The sequence below is a fragment of the Pantoea sp. Ap-967 genome, from assembly GCF_011752565.1.
Classification (GTDB): Bacteria; Pseudomonadota; Gammaproteobacteria; order Pseudomonadales; family Pseudomonadaceae; genus Aquipseudomonas.
This window is the reverse complement of record NZ_VWXK01000015.1, coordinates 133,243-156,766: the sequence shown is the minus strand read 5'-3', so window position 1 is coordinate 156,766 and position 23,524 is coordinate 133,243. Positions and strand designations below refer to the sequence as shown.

At 65.0% G+C, this 23,524-nt stretch carries 20 protein-coding genes and 1 pseudogene; 11 read left to right on the top strand and 10 right to left on the bottom strand.

Annotated features, from left to right (window positions below):
* Nucleotides 1–604 precede the first annotated feature (604 nt).
* The 3 genes from F3J45_RS17505 to F3J45_RS17495 form a co-directional block, all read right to left on the bottom strand.
* Nucleotides 605–847, bottom strand: coding sequence for a hypothetical protein (locus F3J45_RS17505; RefSeq protein WP_167065255.1), 243 nt, complete (start codon nucleotides 845–847; stop codon nucleotides 605–607).
* 93 nt (nucleotides 848–940) lie between these two features.
* Nucleotides 941–1,468: a lactoylglutathione lyase gene (gloA, locus tag F3J45_RS17500; protein WP_167065252.1), complete on the bottom strand. Its 528-nt coding sequence runs from the start codon at nucleotides 1,466–1,468 to the stop codon at nucleotides 941–943.
* A gap of 225 nt (nucleotides 1,469–1,693) precedes the next feature.
* The gene (locus F3J45_RS17495) at nucleotides 1,694–2,053 is read right to left on the bottom strand and encodes a histone-like nucleoid-structuring protein, MvaT/MvaU family (protein WP_167065249.1); all 360 of its coding nucleotides are present in this window, start codon (nucleotides 2,051–2,053) and stop codon (nucleotides 1,694–1,696) included.
* Between the two features lie 356 nt (nucleotides 2,054–2,409).
* Here F3J45_RS17495 and F3J45_RS17490 point away from each other — a divergent pair, with 356 nt between their 5' ends.
* A complete protein-coding gene (locus tag F3J45_RS17490) occupies nucleotides 2,410–3,699 on the top strand; it encodes an OprD family porin (protein WP_167065245.1) in 1,290 nt (429 codons plus the stop codon).
* Nucleotides 3,700–3,722: 23 nt separating this feature from the next.
* Nucleotides 3,723–4,472 (top strand): precorrin-6A synthase (deacetylating), encoded by a 750-nt coding sequence (cobF, locus tag F3J45_RS17485; RefSeq protein WP_167065242.1) that lies wholly within the window; start codon nucleotides 3,723–3,725, stop codon nucleotides 4,470–4,472.
* A 103-nt stretch (nucleotides 4,473–4,575) separates the two neighbouring features.
* Here cobF and F3J45_RS17480 read toward each other — a convergent pair whose 3' ends face one another.
* Nucleotides 4,576–4,926: a response regulator gene (locus tag F3J45_RS17480; RefSeq protein ID WP_167065239.1), complete on the bottom strand. Its 351-nt coding sequence runs from the start codon at nucleotides 4,924–4,926 to the stop codon at nucleotides 4,576–4,578.
* A gap of 269 nt (nucleotides 4,927–5,195) precedes the next feature.
* On the opposite strand from F3J45_RS17480, the gene F3J45_RS17475 reads away from it, so the two are divergent.
* Genes F3J45_RS17475 through F3J45_RS17455 form a run of 5 tightly spaced genes read left to right on the top strand, consistent with a single transcriptional unit; the run spans nucleotide 5,196 to nucleotide 11,677 of the window.
* Nucleotides 5,196–8,645 carry a response regulator gene (locus F3J45_RS17475; RefSeq protein WP_205300565.1) on the top strand — a complete coding sequence of 1,150 codons (3,450 nt, stop codon included), beginning with the start codon at nucleotides 5,196–5,198 and terminating at the stop codon, nucleotides 8,643–8,645.
* Nucleotides 8,642–9,463 (top strand): protein-glutamate O-methyltransferase CheR, encoded by an 822-nt coding sequence (locus F3J45_RS17470; RefSeq protein WP_167065233.1) that lies wholly within the window; start codon nucleotides 8,642–8,644, stop codon nucleotides 9,461–9,463. The genes F3J45_RS17475 and F3J45_RS17470 overlap by 4 nt, the downstream gene beginning before the upstream one ends.
* Nucleotides 9,460–10,035, top strand: a complete 576-nt coding sequence (locus tag F3J45_RS17465; RefSeq protein WP_167065230.1) for a chemotaxis protein CheB — start codon at nucleotides 9,460–9,462, stop codon at nucleotides 10,033–10,035. The genes F3J45_RS17470 and F3J45_RS17465 overlap by 4 nt, the downstream gene beginning before the upstream one ends.
* Nucleotides 10,029–11,255, top strand: coding sequence for a hybrid sensor histidine kinase/response regulator (locus tag F3J45_RS17460; protein ID WP_167065227.1), 1,227 nt, complete (start codon nucleotides 10,029–10,031; stop codon nucleotides 11,253–11,255). The genes F3J45_RS17465 and F3J45_RS17460 overlap by 7 nt, the downstream gene beginning before the upstream one ends.
* A 44-nt stretch (nucleotides 11,256–11,299) precedes the next feature.
* A complete protein-coding gene (locus F3J45_RS17455) occupies nucleotides 11,300–11,677 on the top strand; it encodes a response regulator (protein ID WP_023629509.1) in 378 nt (125 codons plus the stop codon).
* A gap of 198 nt (nucleotides 11,678–11,875) precedes the next feature.
* Here F3J45_RS17455 and F3J45_RS17450 read toward each other — a convergent pair whose 3' ends face one another.
* The 3 genes from F3J45_RS17450 to F3J45_RS17440 are packed head-to-tail and all read right to left on the bottom strand — an operon-like array spanning nucleotide 11,876 to nucleotide 14,514.
* Nucleotides 11,876–12,457 (bottom strand): TetR/AcrR family transcriptional regulator, encoded by a 582-nt coding sequence (locus F3J45_RS17450; protein ID WP_167065224.1) that lies wholly within the window; start codon nucleotides 12,455–12,457, stop codon nucleotides 11,876–11,878.
* 11 nt (nucleotides 12,458–12,468) lie between these two features.
* The gene (locus F3J45_RS17445; protein WP_167065221.1) at nucleotides 12,469–13,317 is read right to left on the bottom strand and encodes a 3-hydroxybutyryl-CoA dehydrogenase; all 849 of its coding nucleotides are present in this window, start codon (nucleotides 13,315–13,317) and stop codon (nucleotides 12,469–12,471) included.
* Between the two features lie 12 nt (nucleotides 13,318–13,329).
* Entirely contained in the window at nucleotides 13,330–14,514 is a 1,185-nt protein-coding gene (locus F3J45_RS17440) for an acetyl-CoA C-acyltransferase family protein (RefSeq protein WP_167065218.1), read from the bottom strand.
* Between the two features lie 165 nt (nucleotides 14,515–14,679).
* On the opposite strand from F3J45_RS17440, the gene F3J45_RS17435 reads away from it, so the two are divergent.
* Nucleotides 14,680–15,690 (top strand): AraC family transcriptional regulator, encoded by a 1,011-nt coding sequence (locus tag F3J45_RS17435; protein ID WP_167065215.1) that lies wholly within the window; start codon nucleotides 14,680–14,682, stop codon nucleotides 15,688–15,690.
* Between the two features lie 157 nt (nucleotides 15,691–15,847).
* On the opposite strand, the gene F3J45_RS17430 is transcribed toward F3J45_RS17435, so the two are convergent.
* A complete protein-coding gene (locus F3J45_RS17430) occupies nucleotides 15,848–17,347 on the bottom strand; it encodes a catalase (RefSeq protein ID WP_370526400.1) in 1,500 nt (499 codons plus the stop codon).
* 370 nt (nucleotides 17,348–17,717) lie between these two features.
* Nucleotides 17,718–17,885 (bottom strand): annotated as a pseudogene (locus tag F3J45_RS30525) (carboxymuconolactone decarboxylase family protein); the annotation flags it as partial.
* A 254-nt stretch (nucleotides 17,886–18,139) separates the two neighbouring features.
* Between F3J45_RS30525 and F3J45_RS17420 the strand changes: the two are divergent.
* Nucleotides 18,140–19,336 (top strand): CynX/NimT family MFS transporter, encoded by a 1,197-nt coding sequence (locus F3J45_RS17420; protein WP_167065206.1) that lies wholly within the window; start codon nucleotides 18,140–18,142, stop codon nucleotides 19,334–19,336.
* Here F3J45_RS17420 and F3J45_RS17415 read toward each other — a convergent pair.
* Nucleotides 19,329–20,762: a PLP-dependent aminotransferase family protein gene (locus F3J45_RS17415; RefSeq protein ID WP_167065203.1), complete on the bottom strand. Its 1,434-nt coding sequence runs from the start codon at nucleotides 20,760–20,762 to the stop codon at nucleotides 19,329–19,331. The two genes, F3J45_RS17420 and F3J45_RS17415, sit on opposite strands and share 8 nt — an antisense overlap.
* A gap of 277 nt (nucleotides 20,763–21,039) precedes the next feature.
* Here F3J45_RS17415 and codB point away from each other — a divergent pair, with 277 nt between their 5' ends.
* Together codB and F3J45_RS17405 are read left to right on the top strand one after the other, a co-directional pair.
* Complete coding sequence (gene codB / locus F3J45_RS17410) at nucleotides 21,040–22,305, top strand: cytosine permease (protein WP_167065200.1); 1,266 nt, start codon at nucleotides 21,040–21,042, stop codon at nucleotides 22,303–22,305.
* A complete protein-coding gene (locus F3J45_RS17405; protein ID WP_167065197.1) occupies nucleotides 22,302–23,519 on the top strand; it encodes a PucR family transcriptional regulator ligand-binding domain-containing protein in 1,218 nt (405 codons plus the stop codon). The genes codB and F3J45_RS17405 overlap by 4 nt, the downstream gene beginning before the upstream one ends.
* Nucleotides 23,520–23,524 lie beyond the last annotated feature (5 nt).

The window sequence follows — 23,524 nt, the reverse complement described above, 5'->3', positions numbered from 1 at the left end:
GCCAACCCGCGTTGTTGGCGCAGGGCCTGGTAGGAGCGAGCGTAGCTCGCGATGGGCTGCAGAGCAGCCCCGGCACTCTGAGCCGCGAAGCTGAAAACCTCGGGCCGCTGCGCGCCCCATCGCGAGCTACGCTCGCTCCTACCGCGTCCGCGCAACGGGGTGCGGCCTACGCTGGAACAAGTCAAGGCTGCCGTGGCCTTTGCACGGCAGCAATAAGCCAACCCGCGTTGTTGGCGCAGGGCCCGGTAGGAGCGAGCGTAGCTCGCGATGGGCTGCAGAGCAGCCCCGGCACTCTGAGCCGCGAAGCTGAAAACCTGGGCCGCTGCGCGCCCCATCGCGAGCTACGCTCGCTCCTACCGCGTCCGCGCAACGGGGTGCGGCCTACGCTGGAACAAGTCAAGGCTGCCGTGGCTTTTGCAAGGCAGCAATAGGCCAACCCGCGTTGTTGGCGCAGGGCCTGGTAGGAGCGAGCGTAGCTCGCGATGGGCTGCAGAGCAGCCCCGGCACTCTGAGCCGCGAAGCTGAAAACCTCGGGCCGCTGCGCGCCCCATCGCGAGCTACGCTCGCTCCTACCGCATCCGCGCAAACCCTGTAGGTTCGAAACTCAGAACGCCTTGTGGCCCTTGTCCAGCTGTTCGTCCACCAGCGACCGGCCATGGGCCAGCGACACATGCTGGGCATTGTCCAGGTCGGCGAAGAACTTCAGCGGCATCGAAATGCGCCTGCTGGTGTGCCCGTGCGGGTCGGTGATCAGGCAGCCGGCGGCATAGGGCAGGGGGGAGTCGGGGTGGGGCATCACGCTGGCGGTGATGGTGTGCTCGCGGTATTCACAGTGAAGAGATTGCATCGTCCTTACCTCGCTGTGGCATGTGAAGCAGTTACCTTCATATACCACAGCAAGGGGCCGGGAGTTCCCGGCCCGACGAGCGCGAGCCGGTGGTCAGCCCTTGAGTTCGCCCGGCTGGATCACTTCCACCCAGTAACCGTCCGGGTCCTTGACGAAAGCCAGGTGGTTCATGCGGCCGTCTTGCAGGCGCTTCTGGAACGGCACGTCCAGGGCCTCGAAGCGGGCGCAGGCCTCGCGCACGTCCGGCACCGAGATGCAGATGTGGCCGAAGCCGCGCGGGTCGGTGTTGCCGTTGTGGTAGGCGAAGTCCGCGTCGTTTTCGGTGCCGTGGTTGTGGGTCAGTTCCAGCACGCCTGGAATCGACTTCATCCACTGGTGGCGCTCGGCGTCGTCAGCCGGGATTTGCGCGGGGTCGACCAGGGCCAGGAAGTACAGGCTGAAGGCGGCCTCAGGGAAGTCGCGTTTGTCGACCAGGCGGAAACCCAGCACGCGGGTGTAGAAGTCCAGCGATTTCTCGATGTCCTTGACCCGCAGCATGGTGTGGTTGAAGACGAACTGGGCGGTGGCGTTGTCCGGTTGCGCGGTGACACCCGGCAGGGTTTGCAGATCGTGCAGGCTCATGGGTACTCCAGAGGCGGGGCTGGCACCTGCGTGCCAGCGAAACAAACAGGCGGCCATGATACGGCAGTGAAGCGATTGCGCAAATGAAAGCGCCCTGCACGAGGGCAGGGCGCTGGAATTAGAGGCCCGCATGTGCGGGCGCGTGATGGGGTCGCTAGTCCTTTAGCTGTCTCGATACTGACCCCGCGCTTGTGAAAAAAGTGTGAAGTTGGCGTTGAAGTTTCATCAGCGCACCCAACTTTCCACCGTGCCGGCGCCGTACTGTTCTTTCCACGCCTTCAGGCCGCGGTGGTTGCCGCCCTTGGTTTCGATCAGCTCGCCGGTGTGCGGGTTTTCATACACTTTGACCACGCGCGGACGGCGTTGCTGTTTCGGCGCCGGGGCTGCGCCTCGGGTGACTGCCTTGGGATCGAGAATGGCGATGATGTCGCGCAGGCTCTTGTCGTAGCTTTTCATCAGGCCGACTAGTTTCTGCTCGAATTCGATTTCGCGTTTGAGGCCGTCATCCTTTTTCAGCGCCTCCAGTTGTGCCATTTGTTCCTGGAGCGCTTTTTCGGCAGCACGAAACTCTGCAAGTCTGGACACTGTAATCACTCCTATCCGTCTTTCGTGGCAGGGCGTGACGAACATTGAGGGGCAATAAACGCCGGCCACGTGGGGGGTTGCTACTGTTCGCTGATAACGAGTGTAGACACTTGCAGCAGTTGGGTAAACCGCAAACTTTTTATAAGTAACGGGGGAACTTAAGCGCTTTGTTGTGCGGTAATTTCGATACCCAAGGCACGTTTTCCAAGCGCCCTAGACCATGGTCCTATGGTGCAGGCCAGAGCCCTTGGGCGATGATTTCCGATGATGGCTGGGCGTTCTTTCGCCGGGCCCCTTGTTGTGCCGCCACCGCGCTGTGCTTCGTTTTTCTGCCTTTCTTGTGGACGTTCCCTCGCATGTTTGCCCCCCTTGCTCTCGCCCCCGGGCGCCGTGTTGCCGGCCTGTTGCTGTTGTGTGCCGGAGCCCAGGCCCAGGCGGGCGGTTTTCTTGAAGACAGCCGTGCCAAGCTCGAAGCGCGCACGGTATATTTCAACCGCGATTTTCGTGACGGCCACAGCAGTTCCAGCCAGGGCGCATCCAAGCGCGAAGAGTCCGCGCAGGGTTTTATTCTCAATGTACAATCTGGATATACCCAGGGCCCGGTCGGCATTGGCGTAGATGCGTTGGGTTTGTTCGGCCTCAAGCTCGATTCCAGTGCCGCTGACAGTAACAGTGGTTTGCTGCCGTCTTCCGGGCATGACCCGCGGCATTCGGCAGACCAGTACGCCAAGTTTGGCGTGGCGGCCAAGGTGAAGGTTTCCAACACCGTGCTCAAGTACGGTTCGATGATGCCGGACCTGCCCTTGATCAAGTACAACGATGGCCGCCTGCTGCCCACCTTGTTCCATGGCGCGATGCTCACGTCCGAACAGGTGCAAGGCCTGACGTTCACCCTGGCGCGCCTGAACCAATACACCACGCGCGATTCCACCGACCGCCAGGATATTCGCGTGCATTGCAAGAACAAGCGCTATGCCTGCGATATCACGGCGGACCATTTCGACCTGGCCGGCGTGGACTACCGTTTCAACGACAAGGTCAGCGCCCAGTACCAGGTAGCGAAACTGGAAAACATCTACCGCCAGCACTTTCTCGGCCTGGTCGCCAGCCAGCCGCTGGCGGTGGGCAGCCTGTCGGCCGACCTGCGCCTGATCAAGAGCGATGACATCGGCAACGCACGTGCCGGCGAGATCGACCACCGTGCGTTCAGCGGCATGCTCGGCTACAGCCTTGGCGGGCACAAGGTCAGTGCCGGCTGGCAGCGCATGTATGGCCAGAGCGCCATGCCGTACCTCGACGGCAGCAACCCGTACCTGGTCAACTATGCCCAGGTGAACGACTTCGCCGCCGCCCAGGAGCGTTCCTGGCAACTGCGCTACGACTACGACTTCAAGGCCCTTGGCGTGCCGGGCCTGAGCTTCCTCACCCGCTACATCAACGGTGACCATGTCAAGGTGCCGGGCAGTAACGCCCAGGGCAAGGAATGGGAACGCGACACCGAACTGAAGTACCAGGTGCAAAGTGGCACCTTCAAGGATGTCAGTGTGCGCCTGCGCAATTCCACGTTCCGCAGCAACTATGAGAAGTGGGCGCGTGACATGGACGAGACGCGGGTCATTGTCAGCTATAACTTCTCTATCTTCTAAGGGGCCAGGTAGCGGGCGGAGCCATGAAAACGTTGTTGTTGATCGGCATTGGCCCGGGCGACCCACGGCAGGTCACGGTCGAGGCGGTCGAGGCCTTGCGCCGTGCCACGCTGTTCTTCGTGCTCGACAAGGGTGCTGGCAAGGACGAGCTGGTGCACCTGCGCAAAGCCATTCTCGAACGTTACCGGCCAGAGGGCGGCTACCGCCTGGTGCAAGTGGCAGACCCCAAGCGCGATGCCCAGGCGCCCGACTACCTGGGCGCGGTGCACGACTGGCACCGCCAGCGGGCGGCGCTGTATGCGCAATTGCTCGAAACGGAAATGGGCGCCGAGGATATTGGCGCCTTTTTGCTATGGGGGGAGCCTGGCCTGTACGACAGCACCTTGCGCATCCTCGACCTGGTCCGCGAACGTGGGGTGGCGCTGCGCTTGCAGGTGATACCGGGCATCAGCAGCGTGCAGGCCCTGGCGGCGCGGCACCAGGTACCGCTGAACCGTATCGGTGAACCGTTGCTGGTGCTACCTGGGCGGCGCTTGGCCGAGTTGGAACAGGTGGACAACGTGGTGGTGATGCTGGACGGGCAGGGGGTGTTTGCCGCCCTGCAGGACCCTGGGCTGATGATTTACTGGGGGGCCTACCTGGGCACCGAGGATGAAGTGCTGATTGCCGGGCCCCTGCAGGCGGTGAAGGCGCAGATTCTGGAGGTTCGCGAGCGTGAGCGGGCGCGCAAGGGGTGGATCATGGACACCTACCTGTTGCGCCGGGAAGTGTAGAGCAAGGGCCGCTTGCGCGGCCCATCGCGAGCGGTGCTCGCTCCTACCCGGCCTGCGTCAACCCTCGTAGGAGCGAGCGCAGCTCGCGATAGGCCCCCCCACCTCAAGGCGTACCCAGAATCTCCAACACCTTGTTGCGCAACTGCTCGATGCTGAACGGCTTGCCAATCAGGTGCATGCCTTCGGGCACCTCGAAGCTCTCGGCGTAGCCGCTGGCAAACAGCACCGGCAGCAACGGCCTGACGGCGCGCGCCCTGGCCGCCAGCGCTTCGCCGCGCATGTCCGGCAGGCCAACGTCGGTCATCAGCAGGGCCAGGTGCTGGTCGGCATCTTCAATGACCTTCAGGGCCGCCGCCGCATTTTCCGCCTCAAGGGTGCTGTAGCCCAATTCGTCGAGCACTTCGACCATCAGCATACGGACGATGTCGTCATCTTCGACTACCAAAAGGTGCATGTTGGCTTCCTGTTGAAAAAAAGGCGTGTCCTACTCTGTGCGCCAGGCACTGGCAGAAGTTCCCGAGGATACCGGCCTATGCAAATAGATGGAACGATTCGCGCATGCCACCTTCAAATACTGGCTAAATGCCCTGCCGAACCGGCGAAAGCTGGTTAGACTCGCTGTGTACCGGTGAGCGCAGCGGCAGGCAAATGACAGGCGCCGGCCGCCACACTTTTTCATGGACTCTTACGCGCGGGCGTTTCCAGATGATTCAAGCAGCCACGATGGACCAGCAAAGTTTCCGCAAGCTGTTGAGCCGCAACATTGGTTTGCCCCTGGGGGTAGGCCTGCTCGGCGCAGTGGCCTTTGTTGCGGTGATCAACTACCTGCTCACCGCCATGCAGTGGGTCGAGCACACCGACCGGGTGATCGGCAACGCCAACGAGACGGTCAAGCTGTCGATCGACATGGAAACCGGCATGCGCGGCTTCCTGCTGACCGGCGACGAGCGTTTCCTCGACCCCTACGAGGTCGCCAAGCCCCGCGTCCTGGGCAGCCTGGAAAGCCTCAAGGAGCTGGTCAAAGACAACCCCCAGCAGGTCGACCGGATCGACCGGCTGATTGCCCTGCAAAATGCCTGGAACAGCTTCGCCAGCGAAATGATCACCCAGCGCCGCAGCGGCGGTGACTTCCGGGCTTCGATCGGCAATGGCCGCGGCAAGCGCATCACCGACGAAATTCGCAAGGAATTCGATGCCCTGGTCGGCACCGAGCAACAGCTGCGCATGACGCGCACCGAGTCGGTCAGCTCGGTGACGGTGACATCCATTACCGTATTCGTGGTGCTGCTGGTTGGCCTGAGCGGGTTGCTGGCCTATTTCGGCCGTCGCGACCTGATGACCTTGTCCGGCACCTACAACGATAACCTGCTAGCCCAGGAGCGTGCCGCCCAGCGCCTGGAACAGCAGGCCTGGCTGCGTGCCGGCCAGACGCAACTGGCCGAGCAAGTGCTGGGCCAACTGACCCTGCCGATGTTGGGCGAGAATATCCTGCGCTTTTTCGCCAGTTACCTGGGCAGCGTGGTCGGCGCCGTGTACGTACGCGACGAGCATGGCCGCCTGGTGCGTGTGGCCACCTATGGCCTGGCGGCCGAGGAGCAGGCCCGCGAGCAAGTGCTGGGCGACCATGCCGGGCTGCTGGCCCAGGCGGTGCGCGAAGGGCGCCTGCTGCGCCTGGACGACCTGCCGCAAGATTACTACCACCTGAGCTCTGGCCTTGGCAGCGGTTTGCCGCGCAGCGCACTGCTGATGCCGGCCAGCGACGACGGGCAGATCAATGGCGTGCTCGAACTGGGTTTCCTGCGCCCGCTGGTGGAGCGTGACGAAGAGTTGCTGCAGCGGGTGGGCGGCAACCTGGGCATTTCCATCGAAAGCGCCCGTTACCGCCAGCGCCTGCAGGAAGTGCTGGCTGAAACCCAGCAGCTCAACGAAGAGCTGCAAGTGCAGCAGGAAGAACTCAAAACCGCCAACGAAGAGCTTGAAGAGCAGTCGCGGGTGCTCAAGGAGTCCCAGGCCCACCTGGAAACCCAGCAGGCCGAGCTTGAGCAAACCAATGAACAGCTGTCCGAGCGTACCGAGTCGCTGGACCGCAAGAACGACGAGCTGAGCCTGGCCCAGGAAGAGTTGCAGGCCCGTGCCGACGACCTGCAGCGTTCGAGCAAGTACAAGTCTGAATTCCTCGCCAACATGTCCCACGAGCTGCGCACGCCGCTCAACAGCTCGCTGATCCTGGCCAAGTTGCTGGCCGAGAACGGCGAGGGCAACCTCAGCGCCGAGCAGATCAAGTTCGCCGAGTCCATCTATTCGGCGGGCAACGACCTGCTCAACCTGATCAACGACATCCTCGACATCGCCAAGGTCGAGGCCGGCAAGCTGGAAGTGCGCCCGGAAAACACCCAGCTTGAGCGCCTGGTCGAGGGCCTGCGCGGCATGTTCCTGCCCATGGCCGAGCACAAGGGCCTGGCCTTCGAGGTCAGCGTCGAACCGCAGGTGCCGGCGACCCTGTTCACCGACCGCCAGCGCCTGGAGCAGGTGCTCAAGAACCTGCTGTCCAACGCCCTCAAGTTCACCGAACGCGGCCAGGTCAGCCTGAGCATCAGCCACCAGCCGGGCGCTGGCATCACCTTCTCGGTGCGCGACAGCGGCATCGGCATTGCTTCCGACCAGCTGGAGGCGATTTTCGGCGCCTTCCACCAGGTCGATGGCACCAGCAACCGCCGCTACGGCGGCACGGGCCTGGGCCTGTCGATTTCCCGTGACCTGGCGCACCTGCTGGGTGGGCAGATCAGCGTCGACAGCAGCCCCGGCAAGGGCAGCGTGTTCAACCTGACCCTGCCGGAGCACTTCGAGGCGCAAGGCAAGCCCATCGAAGCGCTGAGCCTGCGCCCGGCGGTCGATAGCCTGCCGCCGGCGCCCAAGGCCGCCGCACCGGCAGTGGTCAAGCGCCAGGCGCCTGCGTTCGCCGACGACCGCGACCGTGCACCGTTCAACAACCGCTGCATCCTGGTGATCGAGGACGAGCCGAACTTCGCCCGTATTCTGTTCGACCTGGCCCACGAGCTGGGCTACAGCTGCCTGGTGGCCCAGGCCGCAGACGAGGGCTACGAGCTGGCCGCGCAGTATGTGCCCGACGCCATCCTGCTGGACATGCGCTTGCCCGACCATTCCGGCCTCACCGTGCTGCAACGCTTGAAGGAGCAGGCCAGCACCCGGCACATCCCGGTGCACATCATTTCCGTGGAGGACCGCGTCGAGGCGGCCATGCACATGGGGGCGGTGGGCTATGCGGTCAAGCCCACCAGCCGCGAAGAACTCAAGGAAGTGTTTGCCCGCCTGGAAGCCAAGCTCACGCAGAAGCTCAAGCACATCCTGCTGGTGGAGGACGACGACCTGCAGCGTGAGAGCATCGCCCGCCTGATTGGTGACGATGACGTCGAGATCACCGCCGTGGCCATGGCCCAGGACGCCCTGGAGCTGCTGCGCGACAACATCTACGACTGCATGATCATCGACCTCAAGCTACCCGACATGCTCGGCAACGAGCTGCTCAAGCGCATGACCGCCGAGGACATCCGCGCCTTCCCGCCGGTGATCGTCTACACCGGGCGCAACCTCACCCGCGAGGAGGAGGCCGACCTGCTCAAGTATTCGCGCTCGATCATCATCAAGGGCGCGCGTTCGCCAGAGCGCCTGCTGGACGAAGTGACGTTGTTCCTGCACAAAGTCGAATCGCAGCTGTCCAACGAACGTCAGCGCATGCTCAAGACCGCGCGCAGCCGCGACAAGGTGTTCGAGGGGCGCAAGGTGCTGCTGGTGGACGACGATGTGCGTAACATCTTCGCCCTGACCAGCGCGCTGGAGCACAAGGGCGCCATCGTCGAAATCGGCCGCAACGGGCGTGAGGCCATCGAGCAACTGGAGCGCAACGACGACATCGACCTGGTGCTGATGGACGTGATGATGCCGGAGATGGACGGCTTCGAGGCCACTCGCCTGATTCGCCAGCAGCCGCGCTGGCGCAAGCTGCCGATCATCGCCGTCACCGCCAAGGCGATGAAGGACGACCAGCAACGTTGCCTGCAGGCGGGTGCCAATGATTACCTCGCCAAACCGATCGACCTGGACCGCTTGTTCTCGTTGATCCGCGTTTGGCTGCCGCAACTGGAGCGAATTTGACTAGCGAACGTAACACCGATATCGAGATCCGGCTGCTGATCGAGGCGATCTACCTCAAGTACAGCTACGACTTTCGCAATTACTCCGGCGCCTCGATCAAGCGCCGGATCCTGCACGCACTGCGCCAGTTCAGCTGCCTGACGGTGTCGGCGTTGCAGGAACGGGTGCTGCACGACCCGGGCATGTTCATGCAGTTGCTGCAGTACCTGACGATTCCGGTCAGCGAAATGTTCCGCGACCCCGGCCACTTCCTGGCCTTGCGCCAGGAGGTGGTGCCGCTGCTGCGCACCTGGCCGTCGATCAAGGTGTGGATCGCCGGCTGCAGCACGGGTGAGGAGGTGTACTCCATGGCTATCCTGCTGCGCGAGGAAGGGCTGCTGGAGCGCACCATCATCTATGCCACCGACATCAACCCGCACTCGCTGGACCGCGCCAAGCAGGGTATCTACTCGGTGCAGAACATGAAGGAATACGAGGAGAACTACCGCCTGGCCGGTGGCCGCCGGGACTTCTCCGAGTACTACACAGCGGCCTATGGCAACGCCATCATGGACAGCAGCCTGCGCGAGAACGTGACCTTCGCCGACCACAGCCTGGCCACCGACAGTGTGTTTTCCGAAACCCAGCTGGTGTCGTGCCGCAACGTGCTCATTTATTTCAACAAGGACCTGCAGGACCGCGCCCTGGGCCTGTTCCACGAGTCCCTGTGCCACCGTGGCTTCCTGGTGCTGGGCAGCAAGGAGTCGGTGGACTTTTCCGCCTACAGCGACCGCTTCGAGCCGTTGGTCAAGCCTGAACGGATTTTCCGCAAATCATGAAGGGCGTGCGCGCGGTGGTGATCGGCGCCTCGGCGGGCGGCGTCACGGCACTGTTCACGGTGCTGGGCAGCCTGCCGGAGCACTTCGCCATCCCGGTGCTGTGCGTGTTGCACCTGCCCGATGACCGCCACAGCCAGCTGGCCGAAGTGCTGGAGCGGCGCCTGCACCGGCCGGTGTGCCAGGCCGCGGACAAGCAAATGATCAGCGCCGGGCAAGTCTACGTGGCCGGGCCGGGCTACCACCTGTCGGTGGAAACCGATTTCAGCCTGTCACTGAGCCAGGAGGAACCGGTGCACTTCTCGCGCCCGGCCATCGACTACCTGTTCACCTCGGCAGCCGATACCTATGGCGCCGGGCTGCTCGGCATCCTGCTCACCGGGGCCAACGAGGATGGCGCCGAAGGCCTTGCCTACATCAAGAACAGCGGCGGCCGGACCGTGGTCCAGGACCCCCGCGATGCACAGGTGGCGCTGATGCCCGAGGCCGCCCTGGCCTTGCACCAGCCCGACCTAATCCTTTCTCTGAGCGGTATCGGGCAGTTGCTCGCCACCCTGGAACCCAGCGCATGCTAAGCCTCACCCCTGCCAAACTGCTGATCGTCGACGACCTGCCGGAAAACCTGCTGGCCCTCGATGCCCTGATCCAGGGCGAGGACCGCGAGGTGCACCAGGCACAGTCGGCAGAGGCGGCCTTGTCGCTGTTGCTCGAACACGAGTTTGCCCTGGCTATCCTCGATGTGCAGATGCCGGGCATGAACGGCTTCGAGCTGGCCGAGCTGATGCGGGGTACGGAAAAGACCCGCAATATCCCGATCGTCTTCGTTACCGCGGCCGGGCGCGAGATGAACTACGCCTTCAAAGGTTATGAAAGCGGCGCCGTGGACTTTCTGCACAAGCCTCTGGACACCCTGGCGGTGAAAAGCAAGGTGTCGGTGTTCGTCGACCTGTACCGCCAGCGCAAGGTGCTCGACCGCCAGTTGCAGGCCCTGGAGCGCAGCCGCCAAGAGCAGGAGATACTGCTGGGGCAGTTGCAGACGGCGCGTTGCGAACTGGAGCACGCCGTGCGCATGCGCGACGACTTCATGTCGATCGTCTCCCACGAAGTGCGCACGCCGCTCAATGGCCTGATCCTGGAAACCCAACTGCGCAAGATGCACCTGGCCCGTGGCAACCTTGGCGCCTTCAGCGCCGACAAGCTGCAGGCGATGGTCGAGCGTGACGAGCGGCAGATCAACAGCCTGATCCGCCTGATCGAGGACATGCTGGACGTGTCGCGTATCCGCACCGGCAAACTGTCGTTGCGCCCACGCCCATTCGACCTGGGGCAACTGGTGCAAGGCCTGGTGGAGAACTTCGCCGCCCAGGCCACGGCCCAGGGCACGCAGATCGTGTTGCAGCGTTGCCAGGCGCTGGTGGGCGAGTGGGATGAATTTCGGATTGAACAAGTACTGGCCAACCTGTTGTCCAATGCCTTGCGTTACGGCGAGCGGCAACCGGTGGAGGTGCGGGTGTTCGAGCAGGAGGGCATGGCCTGGGTGCAGGTGCAGGACCACGGCATCGGCATCAGCGCCGCCAACCAGCAGCGGATTTTCCAGCAGTTCGAGCGGGTGGCCACCCAGCATGCCAGCGGCGGGTTGGGCCTGGGGTTGTACATCTCGGAGCAGATCGTGCATGCCCATGGCGGCCGTATCCAGGTGCACAGCGAAGTCGGCGAGGGCGCCACGTTCAGCCTGCTGCTGCCGCTGGCGGGGGCGACAGAACAAAATGACCAGGTGCGGGCAACCTCTGCCTAGGCCTGGGGTCTGATGGCCAACTGTATGAATTTCAAGGCGTTATCATGAGCGAAGATGCACAAGATGTGGTGTTGGTCGTTGAGGATGAGCCGGCGATCCGGATGATCCTGCGCGATTACCTGGCAGGTGAGGGCTACCACGTGCTGGTGGCCGAGGATGGCGAGCAGGCATTCGCCATTCTGGCGAGCAAGCCGCACCTGGACCTGATGGTGACGGACTTCCGCTTGCCAGGGGGTATTTCCGGGGTGGAGATTGCCGAGCCTGCGGTGAAGCTGCGCCCGGACCTGAAGGTGATCTTCATCAGCGGTTATCCGGCGGAAATCCTCGAGTCCGGCAGCCCGATCGCGCGCAAGGCGCCGATCCTGGCCAAGCCGTTCGACCTCGATACCCTGCACGAGCAGATTCAGGCCCTGTTGCGTTAGGCTGTGCCGGCCGGTAGGAGCGAGCGTAGCTCGCGATGGGGCGCGCAGCGGCCCCAGGGTCTCGGCTTCGTCACATAGAATGCCGGGGCTGCTTTGCAGCCCATCGCGAGCTGCGCTCGCTCCTACAGGTGCAGCTCGCGCTTGTAAATGTGATCCGCGAACATCGGCAGAGCCTTGGCCATCCACTGCATCGCCTGCCTACCGCAGGGTCCGCTCAATCCCTCCAACCAGCAGGCGCTCCATCAACCCAAGCCCCTGCTCTTCAGGCAGCCCCTTGAGCATCCCAGGCAACTGGTTGAGCAAGGTCGCCAGCACATGCGCCGTGGCCACCCACTCCTCTTTTTGCAGCATGGAACGCGGCGCAATCAGCCGCAGCAACCCTGCCTCATAGCCCTTCCTCAGCACCGCCAAGCGCGCTTGCTGCGCCTCACTCAAACAGCACAAGTCCCGCTCGGCCAGGCGAAACTGCAACGGCCGTTCGGCATGCAATTGCCAATGCGCGGCAATCAGGCAACCCATGGCCGAGGCCCCGCGCGCCATGGCCCGGCGGCCTTGCTCCAGGGTGGCTTGCAGTTCCTCGTACAGCTCCTCGATCAGGTCGTACAGCAGGTCTTGCTTGCTGGGGAAATGGTGATACAGGGAGCCTGCGGTCAAGCCCACATGCGCCGCCAGCTCGCGCATGCTGACCTGGCCGAAGCCCTTTTCGGCGAACAGCGCCATGGCCCGGTCGCGTCGCTCCTCGAAGTTGGCACAGCGCATCGCGGCATTGACCGGGGGCATGGCCTGCGCTCCTAGTAGGTGAAGAAACCGCGGCCGCTCTTGCGCCCCAGCCAGCCGGCCGCGACCATTTCCTTGAGCAGCGGGGCAGGGCGGTACTTGCTGTCGTTGAAGCCTTCGTGGAAGGCCTCCATGATCGCCAGCAAGGTATCCAGGCCGATCAGGTCGGCCAGGGCCAGCGGGCCGATCGGCTGGTTGCAGCCAAGGCGCATGCCGGTGTCGATGTCCTCGGCGCTGGCCAGGCCTTCCTGGCGCACGAAGATCGCTTCGTTGATCATCGGCACCAGGATGCGGTTGACCACGAAGCCTGGGCGGTTACCGGCGGTGATTGGCGTCTTGCCGAGCTTTTCGGTCACCAGCAGGGCCTGGGCATAGGTGCTGTCGCAGGTCTGCAGGCCACGGATGATTTCCACCAGGGCCATCATCGGCACGGGGTTGAAGAAGTGCACGCCGATAAAGCGCTGCGGCTGTTCGATGCTGGCCGCAAGCTCGGTCACCGACAGCGACGAGGTGTTGGTGGCGATCAGGCAGTCTGCGCCTACGTTGGCCGCCACCTGCTGCAGAATGCGCTGCTTAAGCGCCAGGTTTTCGGTGGCCGCCTCGATCACCAACTGCGCAGTGGCCAGCTCGGCGTAGTCGGTGCTGGTGCGAATGCGGGTTTTCGCCGCCGCCGCGCGTTCGGCATCGAGGGTGCCTTTGCTCACCTGGCGCTCCAGGTTCTTGCCCAGGGTCGCCACGCCGCGCTCCAGCGCCGCCTGCGACACGTCCACCAGCAGCACCTGGTAGCCGGCCACCGCACACACCTGGGCAATGCCGTTGCCCATGGTGCCCGCGCCGATCACTGCAATCTGTTCAATGCTCATGCTGGTGCCCCCTCAAACTCGCTCGAAGACCACGGCGATGCCCTGGCCACCGCCGATGCACATGGTCGCCAGGGCGTAGCGGCCCTGGATCCGCTGCAGCTCATGGATGGCCTTGGTGGCGATGATTGCCCCGGTGGCGCCGACCGGGTGGCCGAGGGAAATGCCCGAGCCGTTGGGGTTGACCTTTTCCGGGTCGAAGCCCAGTTCGCGGGTTACTGCGCAGGCCTGGGCGGCGAAGGCTTCGTTGGACTCGATCACGTCCAGGTCGGCCACCGTGAGGCCCGCTTTTTCCAGCACCTTGCGCGTGGCCGGGATCGGCCCCAGGCCCATCAGCTCCGGCTCCACGCCAGCGTGGGCGTAGGCCACCAGGCGCGCCAAGGGCTTGAGGCCAAGGCGGCGCACGGCATCAGCGGTGGCCAGCACCAGGCCGGCGGCGCCGTCGTTGATGCCGCTGGCGTTACCGGCGGTGACGGTGCCGTCTTTCTTGAACACGGTCTTCATGGCGGCCAGTTGCTCGGCGCTGACGTCGGCACGCACGTGCTCGTCGATGGCGAATTGCACGCTGCCTTTGCGGGTTTTCAGTTCCAGCGGCACGATCTGGCTGTCGAAACGGCCCTCGGCCTGGGCGCGGGCGGCGCGGCGCTGGCTGGTCAGGGCCAGCTCATCCTGCATTTCGCGGCTGATGCCCAGCTTGGCGGCGACGTTTTCGGCGGTGATGCCCATGTGGAAGTGTTCGAAGGGGTCTTGCAGCACGCCGACGGTGTAGTCGATGCCCTGCAGGTCGCCCATGCGTGCACCCCAACGGGCTTGCGGCAGCAGGTACGGGCCGCGGCTCATGGACTCGGCGCCGGCGGCCAGGGCCACCTCGGCATCGCCCAGGGCCAGGCACTGGGCCGCCGACACGATGGCCTGCAGGCCCGAACCGCACAGGCGGTTGACGTTGAAGGCCGGGGTTTCCTTGGGGATGCCGGCGTTCATGGCGGCCACCCGCGACAGGTAGGCATCACGCGGCTCGGTCGGGATGACGTTGGCCATCACCACATGGCCGATCTGCTCGGCAGGCACCCCTGAGCGCTCGATGGCGGCGCGGGTCACGGCGGTGGCGAGGTCTGCCAGGGGCAGGTCCTTGAGGGCGCCTCCGAAGCCACCGATGGCGGTACGGACGGCACTGACGACATAGATTTCTGCGTTGCTCATGGCGGCTCCATTGCGTGGGCATGGCGGGAGCGGGCCAGGCTCTGCGAGAATGGCCGGCGATCCCGGATGGGGTCCGAGTCTAGGCAAAGGCTTTAGCGCAGCCTATGCCGGATCTGTTCAGTCAACCTGGCACTTTTTGCCACTCAGCATAGACAGCGAATTCCCATGCGCGATACCGATACGGTCGCGGTGTATTTTCTCAACGCCATGCTCCACGCCCTGCGCGAGCAGCCCGAGGCCCGTGATGCGCGGCTGCGCGGGGTAGGCATCGACCCGGCGCTGCTCGGCCAGCCCCAGGCGCGGGTGCCGGCCAAGGCCTTTGCCCAGCTATGGCTGGAAATGATCGCGCTGCTGGGCGATGAGTTCTTCCAGCTCGACAGCCATGGCATGCCGCTGGGCAGCTTCGCCTTGATCTGCCGGGGGTTGATCCAGGAGCCGAACCTGGAAAAGGCCTTGCGCCAGTGCCTGGGCAATTTCGGCCTGTTCCTGCGCGACCTGCGGGGCAGCCTGACGGTGCGCGGCGGGCGTGCGGTGATTGTTGTGCGTTCGGCCATCGCCGACCCGCTGACCCGGGTTTACGCCGAGGAAACCTACCTGGTGCTGGTAGTCGGGCTGTTGTGCTGGCTGGCCGGGCGGCGTATCGCCATCGACCGCACGGAGTTGGCCGTGGCCCGCCCGGCCCAGGATGATGACCCGCTGCTGTGGGGGCCAGACTTGCGCCTGGGCAGCGGGCGTACCGAGGTTGAGTTCGACAGCGCCTGGCTGCGCTTGCCGGTGGTGCAGGACTTGGCGGGGTTGAAAACCTTTCTGCGCAGTGCGCCCCAGGGGCTGGTGATTCGTTTTCGCAACCACAACGGCTTGGTGGCCCAGGTGTACCGGCACCTGCGCACCCGCCATTATGGGCAGTGGCCAACCTTGGCGGCATTGGCCGAGCGCCAGGGCATCAGTGCCAGCACCTTTCGCCGGCAATTGGAGCGTGAGGGGCGTTCGTACCAGCAGATCAAGGACGAGGTGCGCCGGGCCATGGCCTTCGAGCGCTTGCGCGAGGGGGTGTTGAGCATTGCCGAAATTGCCGAACAGGCCGGGTTCCAGGAGCCCAGTGCGTTTCACCGGGCGTTCAAGAAGTGGACGGGGCAGAGCCCGGGCAGTTACCGCGCGAGGTTGGCGATTCCGTAGGGGATGTCAGCCCTATGGAAACATCTGATTTAACAAAGAACCCTGTAGGAGCGGGCTTGCCCCGCGAACACCGGCGAAGCCGGTGCCACGCACCGCGTCGCCTGCTTCGCGGGGCAAGCCCGCTCCTACAACAGAGGATGGGCGCGCGCCTGGGCGGTCAATCTTCCAGCTGCGCCGCCAGCGCCTTGACCCGCTGCAGCTCGCCCTTGGCCACTTTGGCCACCTTCGCCCCATACTCGGCATCGGCTTTGTACAGGAACGACAGCATGATGTGCTTGCTCTCGTCATCGGCCACCGCCAGCGACTGGCCGAAACTGTTCACCAGGTCGCGCTGCTCGCTGGCCGAATACGACCGGTACAGCTCACCGGCCTGGCGGAAGTTCTGCTCCCGGGCAATGCCCTGTTGCTGAGTGCTGCCATTTAACGCCAGCTGGCTGGCACGCGCCGTCGGGCTGACCGTGCTCGGCTGCAGGCGGCTCGGCTCGTAGTTGACCATGCTGCGGCTACGGTTGGGGTTCAGTGCGCCGTCCTGGTTGCCATTGTTGACCGCCGCCCGGGGCTGGTTGATCGGCAGGCTGCCGGCATTGGCGCCCACCCGGTACATCTGGGTGTCGGCGTAGGAGAACAGGCGGCCTTGCAGCAGGCGGTCCTCGGAAGGCTCGATGCCGGTGATCAGGTTGGAAGGGGCCAGGGCGACCTGTTCGGTTTCCTGGAAGTGGTTGCCGACATTGCGGTTGAGCACCATTTGCCCGACCCGGCGCTCAGGCACGTCGGGCCAGATCTTGGTGGCGTCGAGCGGGTCGAAGTCGAAGCTTGCCAGTTGCTCGGGGCGCAGGGTCTGGATGTACAGGTCCCATTTGGGGAAGTCGCCCCGGTTAATGGCGTGGACCAAGTCCTCGGTCATGTGGCTGAAGTGCTTGGCCTGGATTTTTTCCACCGCCCTGGGGTCGAGGTTTTCCTGCCCCTGCAGGCTTTTCCAGCGGAACTTCACGTAGGTGGCCTGCCCCTGGGCGTTGACGAATTTATAGGCATGCACGCTGTTGCCGTCCATGTGCCGGTAGCTTTTCGGCGTGCCTTGGTTGGAGTACAGCAGCGTCAGGGTGCGCGTGGCTTCGGGCATGTGCGAGAACAGGTCGAAGCGCCGGGCATCGTTGCCCAGGTTGGTGCGCGGGTCTGGCTTGAAGGCGTGGACCATGTCCGGGAACTTGATGGCATCGCGGATGAAGAAGGTCGGGAAGTTGTTGCCCAACAAGTCCCAGTTGCCGCTGCTGGTATAAAACCGGGTGGCGAAGCCGCGGGGGTCGCGCAGGGTTTCCGGTGAATGCAGGCCGTGCACCACCGAGGAGAAACGCACGAACACCGGGGTTTTCTCACCGGGGGTGAACAACGCAGCCTGGGTGAGTGCAGAGAGGTCTTCGAAGGCGGTGAATTCACCATGGGCACCGGTCCCACGGGCGTGTACCACGCGCTCCGGTACGCGCTCGCGGTCGAAGCGTTGCAGCTTCTGGATCAGCTGCACATCCTGCAGCAGGGTCGGGCCTGCGCTGCCTGCAGTTTGCGAATGCTGGTTGTCGCCCACCGCCGCGCCGTTGTCGCGGGTCAGGGGGGCGGCCAGCAGCGTGGGGCTGACGATCACGGTGGCACACAGGATGGTCAATGCAGCACGGCGGTGGCGGGTGGCTCGCATGGAAGGGCGCTCGCTTGATGAAGGAAGCGCCGATGCTAGTAAGACCGTAGGTTGCGCACAGTAGGTGGCTTCTACCTGTAGCGTAGGAAAGGGCGGTGCTGCTACACCCGATTGAGGGGGGTCAAGCGGGCACCATGGCAAAGCCCACGCCGAACCGGTTCCAGGCATTGATGGTGGCGATGGCCAGGGTCAGGTTGACCACTTCGGCCGGTTCGAACTGCGCCTGCAGTGCCTCGTACTCCGGCTGCGGCGCGCCGCGCTCGGGCAGGCGGGTCAGGCATTCCACCCAGGCCAGCGCAGCGCGCTCGCGGGGAGTGAAGTAGCGGGTTTCCTGCCAGACGCTCAGGGTTTGCAGGCGGGCCTCGGTTTCCCCGGCCTGGCGCGCATCGTTGGCGTGCAGGTTCACGCAGTAGGCGCAGCCGTTGATCTGCGAGGCGCGCAGGCGAACCAGTTCGAGCAGCGAGTTTTCCAGGCCGGTTTTGGCCAGGGCCTGTTCCAGGCCGACCATGGCCTTGTAGGCCTCGGGTGCGTGCTTGGCCCATTCGATACGGTTGTGCATGGTGTGCTCCAGAGCATGTGGGGTGGACAAGGCGCTACCTTAACGGCCACGGACGCGCTGCCCGATAGCCAATTGGCCGCTTTGCCAGGAGGCCAATCGCGAGCATTCAGGAGGCCACTGACCTGCATCCAATCTCTTCATTTCTGCCTTGACCGATCAGCCAGGATAATGCCCGGATTGTGTATCTGGAGTGGCGATTCGTGATGAGAGGGGCATTGAACCTGTTGCTGGTGGTGTTGCTGGCACTGAACCTGCGGCCGATCCTGACCAGCATTGGCCCGTTGCTGGAGCCAATGCGTGCCAGCACCGGGCTGGGTTACCAGCAGGCGGCGCTGCTGACCGCGCTGCCGGTGCTGTGCATGGGCCTGGTGCCGCTGCTGCAGCCCTGGCTGCGGCGCTGGATCAGCGAGCATGGCGGCATGCTCGGCGGCCTTGCGGCCATTGGCCTGGCCTGCCTGTGGCGGCTGCAACTGGACAGCGCCTGGGCGCTGATTGCCAGCGCCGTGCTGGCCGGCCTGGGCGTGGCGGTGGTGCAGGGGATGATGCCGGGCCTGGTCAACCGCTGGTTCCCCACGCGCCTGGCGGCGGCGATGGGCCTGTACTCGGCCGCGTTGATGAGCGGCGGCGGCCTGGCAGCCGTGCTTGGCCCGCATGTCAGCGGGCATTTCGGGCACTGGCAGGCCGGCCTTGGCCTGTGGGCGATACCGGCGCTGCTGGCGGTGCTGGCCTGGGCCACCCTGCGCCCGCGCCAGGGCGCGGCGAAACTGGCCGGCGCCGCCGAGGGGCACTGGTTCGGCACGCGCCGGGCATGGTTGCTGGCGCTGTACTTCGGCCTGATCAATGGCGGCTACACCAGCATGGTCGCCTGGTTGCCGGCCTACCATCTTGAGCACGGCGGCACGGCCCAGGGGGGCGGCGACCTGGTGGGGCTGATGACCGTCTTCCAGGTGTGTGGCGCCCTGGGCCTGCCGCTGCTGCTGCGCCGTTTCAGCGACCGGCGCCCGGGCCTGTGGCTGGCGCTGTCGATCCAGCTGCTGGGCTTTCTCGGCCTGCTGCTGGCGCCGGGCCTGATGATGGGCGTGTGGGTGGCGATGATTGGCTTTGGCCTCGGGGCGTGCTTCAGCCTGAGCCTGACCTTGACCCTGGAACATCTGAAAACCCCGGGTGAAGCCGGCAGCCTGGCGGCGTTCGTGCAGGGCATCGGCTTTATCGTGACCGGCATCATTCCCTACATCACCGGCTGGTTGCGCGATGTCAGCGGCGATTTCCAGGCATCTTGGACGCTGCTGACGGTTACCGTGCTGGCCATGCTGCTGGTCACCGCCTGCTTCGCCCCGCGTGGCTATGCCGCCGCCATTGCCCGGCCAGGGCAGGGGGCGCGCAGCGCTGCGCTCAGCTAAGGCGCTGCAGGGTATCGCGCACCCGGTCCAGGGCCGGGTCGATGTCCAGCAGTTCGATGGCGCCGAAGCCCAGCAACAGGCCCGGGCGCACCGGTGCTTCGCTGAAGAACGGCGCCAGCGAATACAGGCCCACCTCGACCCGGCGCGCCAGGCTGGCCAGCAGCTCCACATCCACCCCCGGCCGCGCCAGGGCGCTGAGGTGAAACCCGGCATTGGCCGGCACGGCGCTCAGCCAGGGGGCCAGGTCGCCGTCCAGGCGCGCCAGGATGCGTTCGCGGCGGGCACTGTAGATGTCGTGGCAGCGGCGGATGTGCTTGTTCAGGTGGCCTTCGCCAATGAACCGTGCCAGGGCCCACTGCAGCAGCGTTGGGCTGTGCCAGTCGCTCAGGTGCTTGGCCACGCAGGCGGCCTGCAGCACCGCTGGCGGCAGCACGGCGTAGCCCAGGCGCAGTTCCGGCAGCAAGGTTTTGGAGAAGGTGCCCACATACGCCACCAGGCCCTGCCGGTCGAGGCGCTGCAAGGCGTCGCAGGCGCGGCCCTGGTAGCGGAATTCGCAGTCGTAGTCGTCCTCGATGATCAAGGCACCCAGCTCGGCAGCCTTGGCCAGCAAGGCTTGGCGGCGCCGTTCGCTCATCGGCATGCCCAGCGGGAATTGGTGCGAGGGCGTGACGTAGATCAGCCGGGTGCCGCCTGCGATTTGCTCGACACACAGCCCCTCGTCGTCCACCGGCACCGACTGCAGCCGGGCGCCCAAGGCCAGGAACAGCTGGCGTGCCGGTGGGTAGCCGGGGTCTTCCATTGCCACCGGGCAGCCCGGTTCGACCAGTACCCGGGCGATCAGGTCCAGCGCCTGCTGGGCACCGTTGCACACCAGCACATCGGCGCTGCTGCAATGCACGCCGCGGGCGTAGGCGATGTGGTGGGCAATGGCCTCGCGCAATTCGGGCAGGCCCTGGGCGGAAAATTGCCGCTCGGGGTGCCGCTGGCTGCGGCGCAAGGCGTAGTTCAGGCAACTGCGCCACTGGTCGAAGGGAAACTGCGCCTTGCTCGAAGCCCCGCCAACGAAGTCGTAGCGCGACGGCGTTTCCTGGGCGCGCCGGCCCAGCACGGTGGCGCGTTGCTGCCAGCGCTCCAGCGAGGCCGCAGCTGCCAGCGGCACGGCCTGGGCCTGGGCTGCGCGCAGGGGCTGGCGTGGGGTGATGAACGTGCCGCGGCCGACCACGCCGCTGAGCAGGTTGTCGTAGGTCAGGCGCGAGTAAGCCTCGGCCACGGTCTTGCGCGACACCCCGAGTTGTTCGGCCAGCAGGCGGGTAGGGGGTAGCTGGGAGCCGGCGGCGAGGTGGCCGCTGTCGATGCCAGCACGCAGCTGCTGGTACAGCTGCTCGGCCAGGCCTTTGCGCCCTTCGAGGCGGATGTGCAGTTCCATGGGGAGGGTCCGTAGCGCGCAAGTGCAGAGGATAGCGGATTGAATGAAGAAGGCCATGCCCAGGTGAAATCGGCGGGCCGCTGCGTCCTGATTTGGTGCGCGCCTGCCTCAAGTTAAGTCATAATGCACAGCTCAGTCGATTATCACGGGTAAAACTGTGCATTAAGCACATGTTTTGCTATGACGCATGCCCGCATTTTCCGCGCATGCCCCGGTACCCCGAAGCGGCCCGCATCTTGCTGTCTGAGCGCCATCTATCACCCTCGGAGCCCCACCCATGACTGCCCCCAGCGAATTCCCGCTGTCCGAAGCCCCGCCGTCCGCGCGCAAAGGCCTGTTGCCCATCGCCATGGTGCTGTTCAGCTTTACCTTCTTCACCGGCACCATGTTCGCCGGCGGCAAACTCGGCATGGCCTTCAATTTCGCCGACATGCTATGGATCGCCGCCATCGGCAACAGCTTGCTGGCGCTGTATGCCGCCGCGCTGGCGTTCATCGCCTCGCGCAGCGGCCTGAATACCGTGCTGATGGGGCGCTTCTGCTTCGGCGAGGCGGGCAGCCGGCTGTCGGACTTCCTGCTGGGCTTCGCGGAACTGGGCTGGTACGCCTGGGGCACCGCCACCGTGGCCATCGTGCTGGTGAAGATGCTCGGCCTGGGCGAAGGCTTCAGCACCCCGCTGATGGTGCTGTTCGGCTTGGGCTTCAGCTTGACCGCGATCATTGGCTTCAAGGGCCTGGACCTGTTGTCGCGGGTGTCGGTGCCGCTGATGTTCGTGCTGCTGGTGATCTCGATGGTGTTGGCCACCCGCCATGTGGGCGGCCTGGCGCAACTGGCAGCGCTGGTGCCCCACGAGGCAATGACCTTCTCGGCGGCGGTGACCATGGTCTTCGGCACCTTCGCCAGTGGCGCCACCCAGGCCACCAACTGGACCCGCCTGTCACGCAGCGGGCGGGTGGCGGTAACGGCCAGCGTGGTTGCCTTCCTGCTCGGCAACGGCCTGATGGTGGTGGCCGGAGCCTGGTGCGCAATGGTTTACCAGCAGGCCGATATCGTCGAGGTGATGATCCTGCAGGGCCTGTCGTTCGCTGCAGTGGTGATGCTCTGCCTGAACCTGTGGACCATCCAGGGCCCGACCATCTACAACGTGTCGGCCGCGGCCTGCCACCTGCTGCGCAGCGAGCGCCGGCGCACCATGACCCTGGCCGCTGCCGGCGTGGGGATCGTGCTGGCGGTGGGTGGCATGTATGAAATGCTGATTCCGTTCCTGGTGCTGCTGGGCTCGATCATTCCGCCGGTGGGCGGGGTGATCATGGCCGACTTCTGGTACCGCCACCGTGGCAAGTACCCGGCGCTGGCGGCGGTGAACCTGCCGCGCTACAACCTGACCGGCCTGGTGGCCTATGCCGTGGGCGCGGTCCTGGCCTATAGCTCGCCGTGGGTTGCACCGCTGGTGGGGATTGGCGCTTCGGCACTGTGCTACATCGCACTGCTGGAGCTGGGCGGCAAGGGCAAGCCAGTCGTAACGGAGCAGGTCGAGCCGTGAGCCTGGCCCTGGAAGAACTGCTGCGCCTGCCGGGCCTGGAAGTGATGGCCGTGCGTGCGGGCGCGCGCAACCTGCAGCGCACGGTGCGCTGGCTATACGTGGCTGAGAACGAAGGCATCGCCGAATGGGTGATCGGGGGCGAGCTGGTGTTCGTCACCGGCATCAACCACCCTCGCGACCAAGCCAACCTGCTGCGCCTGGTGGAGGATGGGGATGCCGTGGGCATCGCCGGGCTGGTGATCCTCACCGGTGGTGGCTATATCCAGGCCATTCCACAGGCGGTGGTCGAGCGCGCCGAACAACTGGGCCTGCCCCTGATCGAGCAGCCTTATGCGCTGAAGATGGTACTGGTCACCCACCTGATCGGCACCGCGCTGGTGCAGATGGGCCAGGTGCGGCGATCGCGCCACGACCTGCTGGGGCAATTGCTGACCGGCGACTACCCGAGCCTGGCCATCGCCCGCCAGCGTGCCGCGCACCTGCAACTGCCTCTGGACCAGCCGCAGCGCCTGGTCGCCTTGCGCCTGTCGGCGGTCGAGGCGCTGTTCCAGCGCCACGGGGCCGAGCAGGGCGAGCGCCTGTGGCAACAGACCCGCCAGGCATTGGAAGACCAGCTCGACGCCTGGTGCCGGCGCCTGCCGGGGGCGATGCACGCCGTGCTACCGGGTGAGCTGTTCATCCTGCTGCTGCCCGAGCAGGCCGGCCTGCGCGAGGCACTGGCGCGGCTGCACAAGCAGCTGCTACAAGCGGCAGGCGAGCTTGAGCTGTTCATGGGCCTGTCGACCACCGTGCGTGACTGTGCGCATTACCGCCAGGCCCTTCACGAAGCGCGCCAGGCCCTGGATGTGGCGCACAACCTGCGCCCGGCCACCGGCCTTTGCGATTTCAGCGAGCTGGGCGTATTGCGCCTGCTGCAGGGCATTGGCGACCGTGCGGTGATCGACGCCTTTGTCGCCCAGACCCTTGGCCCGCTGATCGAACCCGGGCGCAAGCACCCCCATGCCTTGCTGCACACCCTCGATGCGCTGCTGGGCGAGAACGGCAACGGGCAACGCGCCGCCCAGCGCCTGGGCCTGCACCGCAACACCATCAACCAGCGCATGCAACGTATCGAACAACTGAGCGGCCTGTCGCTCGACGACCCCCTGTTTCGCATGAACGCCTCGGTCGCACTGCTGATCTGGCGCATGTCCGAAGCCAATAACAAGGAGTAACGCCT

Coding starts and splice junctions, on each gene's coding strand:
- F3J45_RS17490 (WP_167065245.1), top strand. CDS start 2,410: ATGTTTGCCCCCCTTGCTCTCGCCCCCGGGCGCCGTGTTGCCGGCCTG.
- F3J45_RS17455 (WP_023629509.1), top strand. CDS start 11,300: ATGAGCGAAGATGCACAAGATGTGGTGTTGGTCGTTGAGGATGAGCCG.
- F3J45_RS17460 (WP_167065227.1), top strand. CDS start 10,029: ATGCTAAGCCTCACCCCTGCCAAACTGCTGATCGTCGACGACCTGCCG.
- F3J45_RS17465 (WP_167065230.1), top strand. CDS start 9,460: ATGAAGGGCGTGCGCGCGGTGGTGATCGGCGCCTCGGCGGGCGGCGTC.
- F3J45_RS17415 (WP_167065203.1), bottom strand. CDS start 20,762: ATGGAACTGCACATCCGCCTCGAAGGGCGCAAAGGCCTGGCCGAGCAG.
- F3J45_RS17505 (WP_167065255.1), bottom strand. CDS start 847: ATGCAATCTCTTCACTGTGAATACCGCGAGCACACCATCACCGCCAGC.
- F3J45_RS17450 (WP_167065224.1), bottom strand. CDS start 12,457: ATGCCCCCGGTCAATGCCGCGATGCGCTGTGCCAACTTCGAGGAGCGA.
- F3J45_RS17475 (WP_205300565.1), top strand. CDS start 5,196: ATGGACCAGCAAAGTTTCCGCAAGCTGTTGAGCCGCAACATTGGTTTG.
- F3J45_RS17480 (WP_167065239.1), bottom strand. CDS start 4,926: ATGCACCTTTTGGTAGTCGAAGATGACGACATCGTCCGTATGCTGATG.
- codB (WP_167065200.1), top strand. CDS start 21,040: ATGACTGCCCCCAGCGAATTCCCGCTGTCCGAAGCCCCGCCGTCCGCG.
- F3J45_RS17445 (WP_167065221.1), bottom strand. CDS start 13,317: ATGAGCATTGAACAGATTGCAGTGATCGGCGCGGGCACCATGGGCAAC.
- F3J45_RS17435 (WP_167065215.1), top strand. CDS start 14,680: ATGCGCGATACCGATACGGTCGCGGTGTATTTTCTCAACGCCATGCTC.
- F3J45_RS17420 (WP_167065206.1), top strand. CDS start 18,140: ATGAGAGGGGCATTGAACCTGTTGCTGGTGGTGTTGCTGGCACTGAAC.
- cobF (WP_167065242.1), top strand. CDS start 3,723: ATGAAAACGTTGTTGTTGATCGGCATTGGCCCGGGCGACCCACGGCAG.
- F3J45_RS17440 (WP_167065218.1), bottom strand. CDS start 14,514: ATGAGCAACGCAGAAATCTATGTCGTCAGTGCCGTCCGTACCGCCATC.
- gloA (WP_167065252.1), bottom strand. CDS start 1,468: ATGAGCCTGCACGATCTGCAAACCCTGCCGGGTGTCACCGCGCAACCG.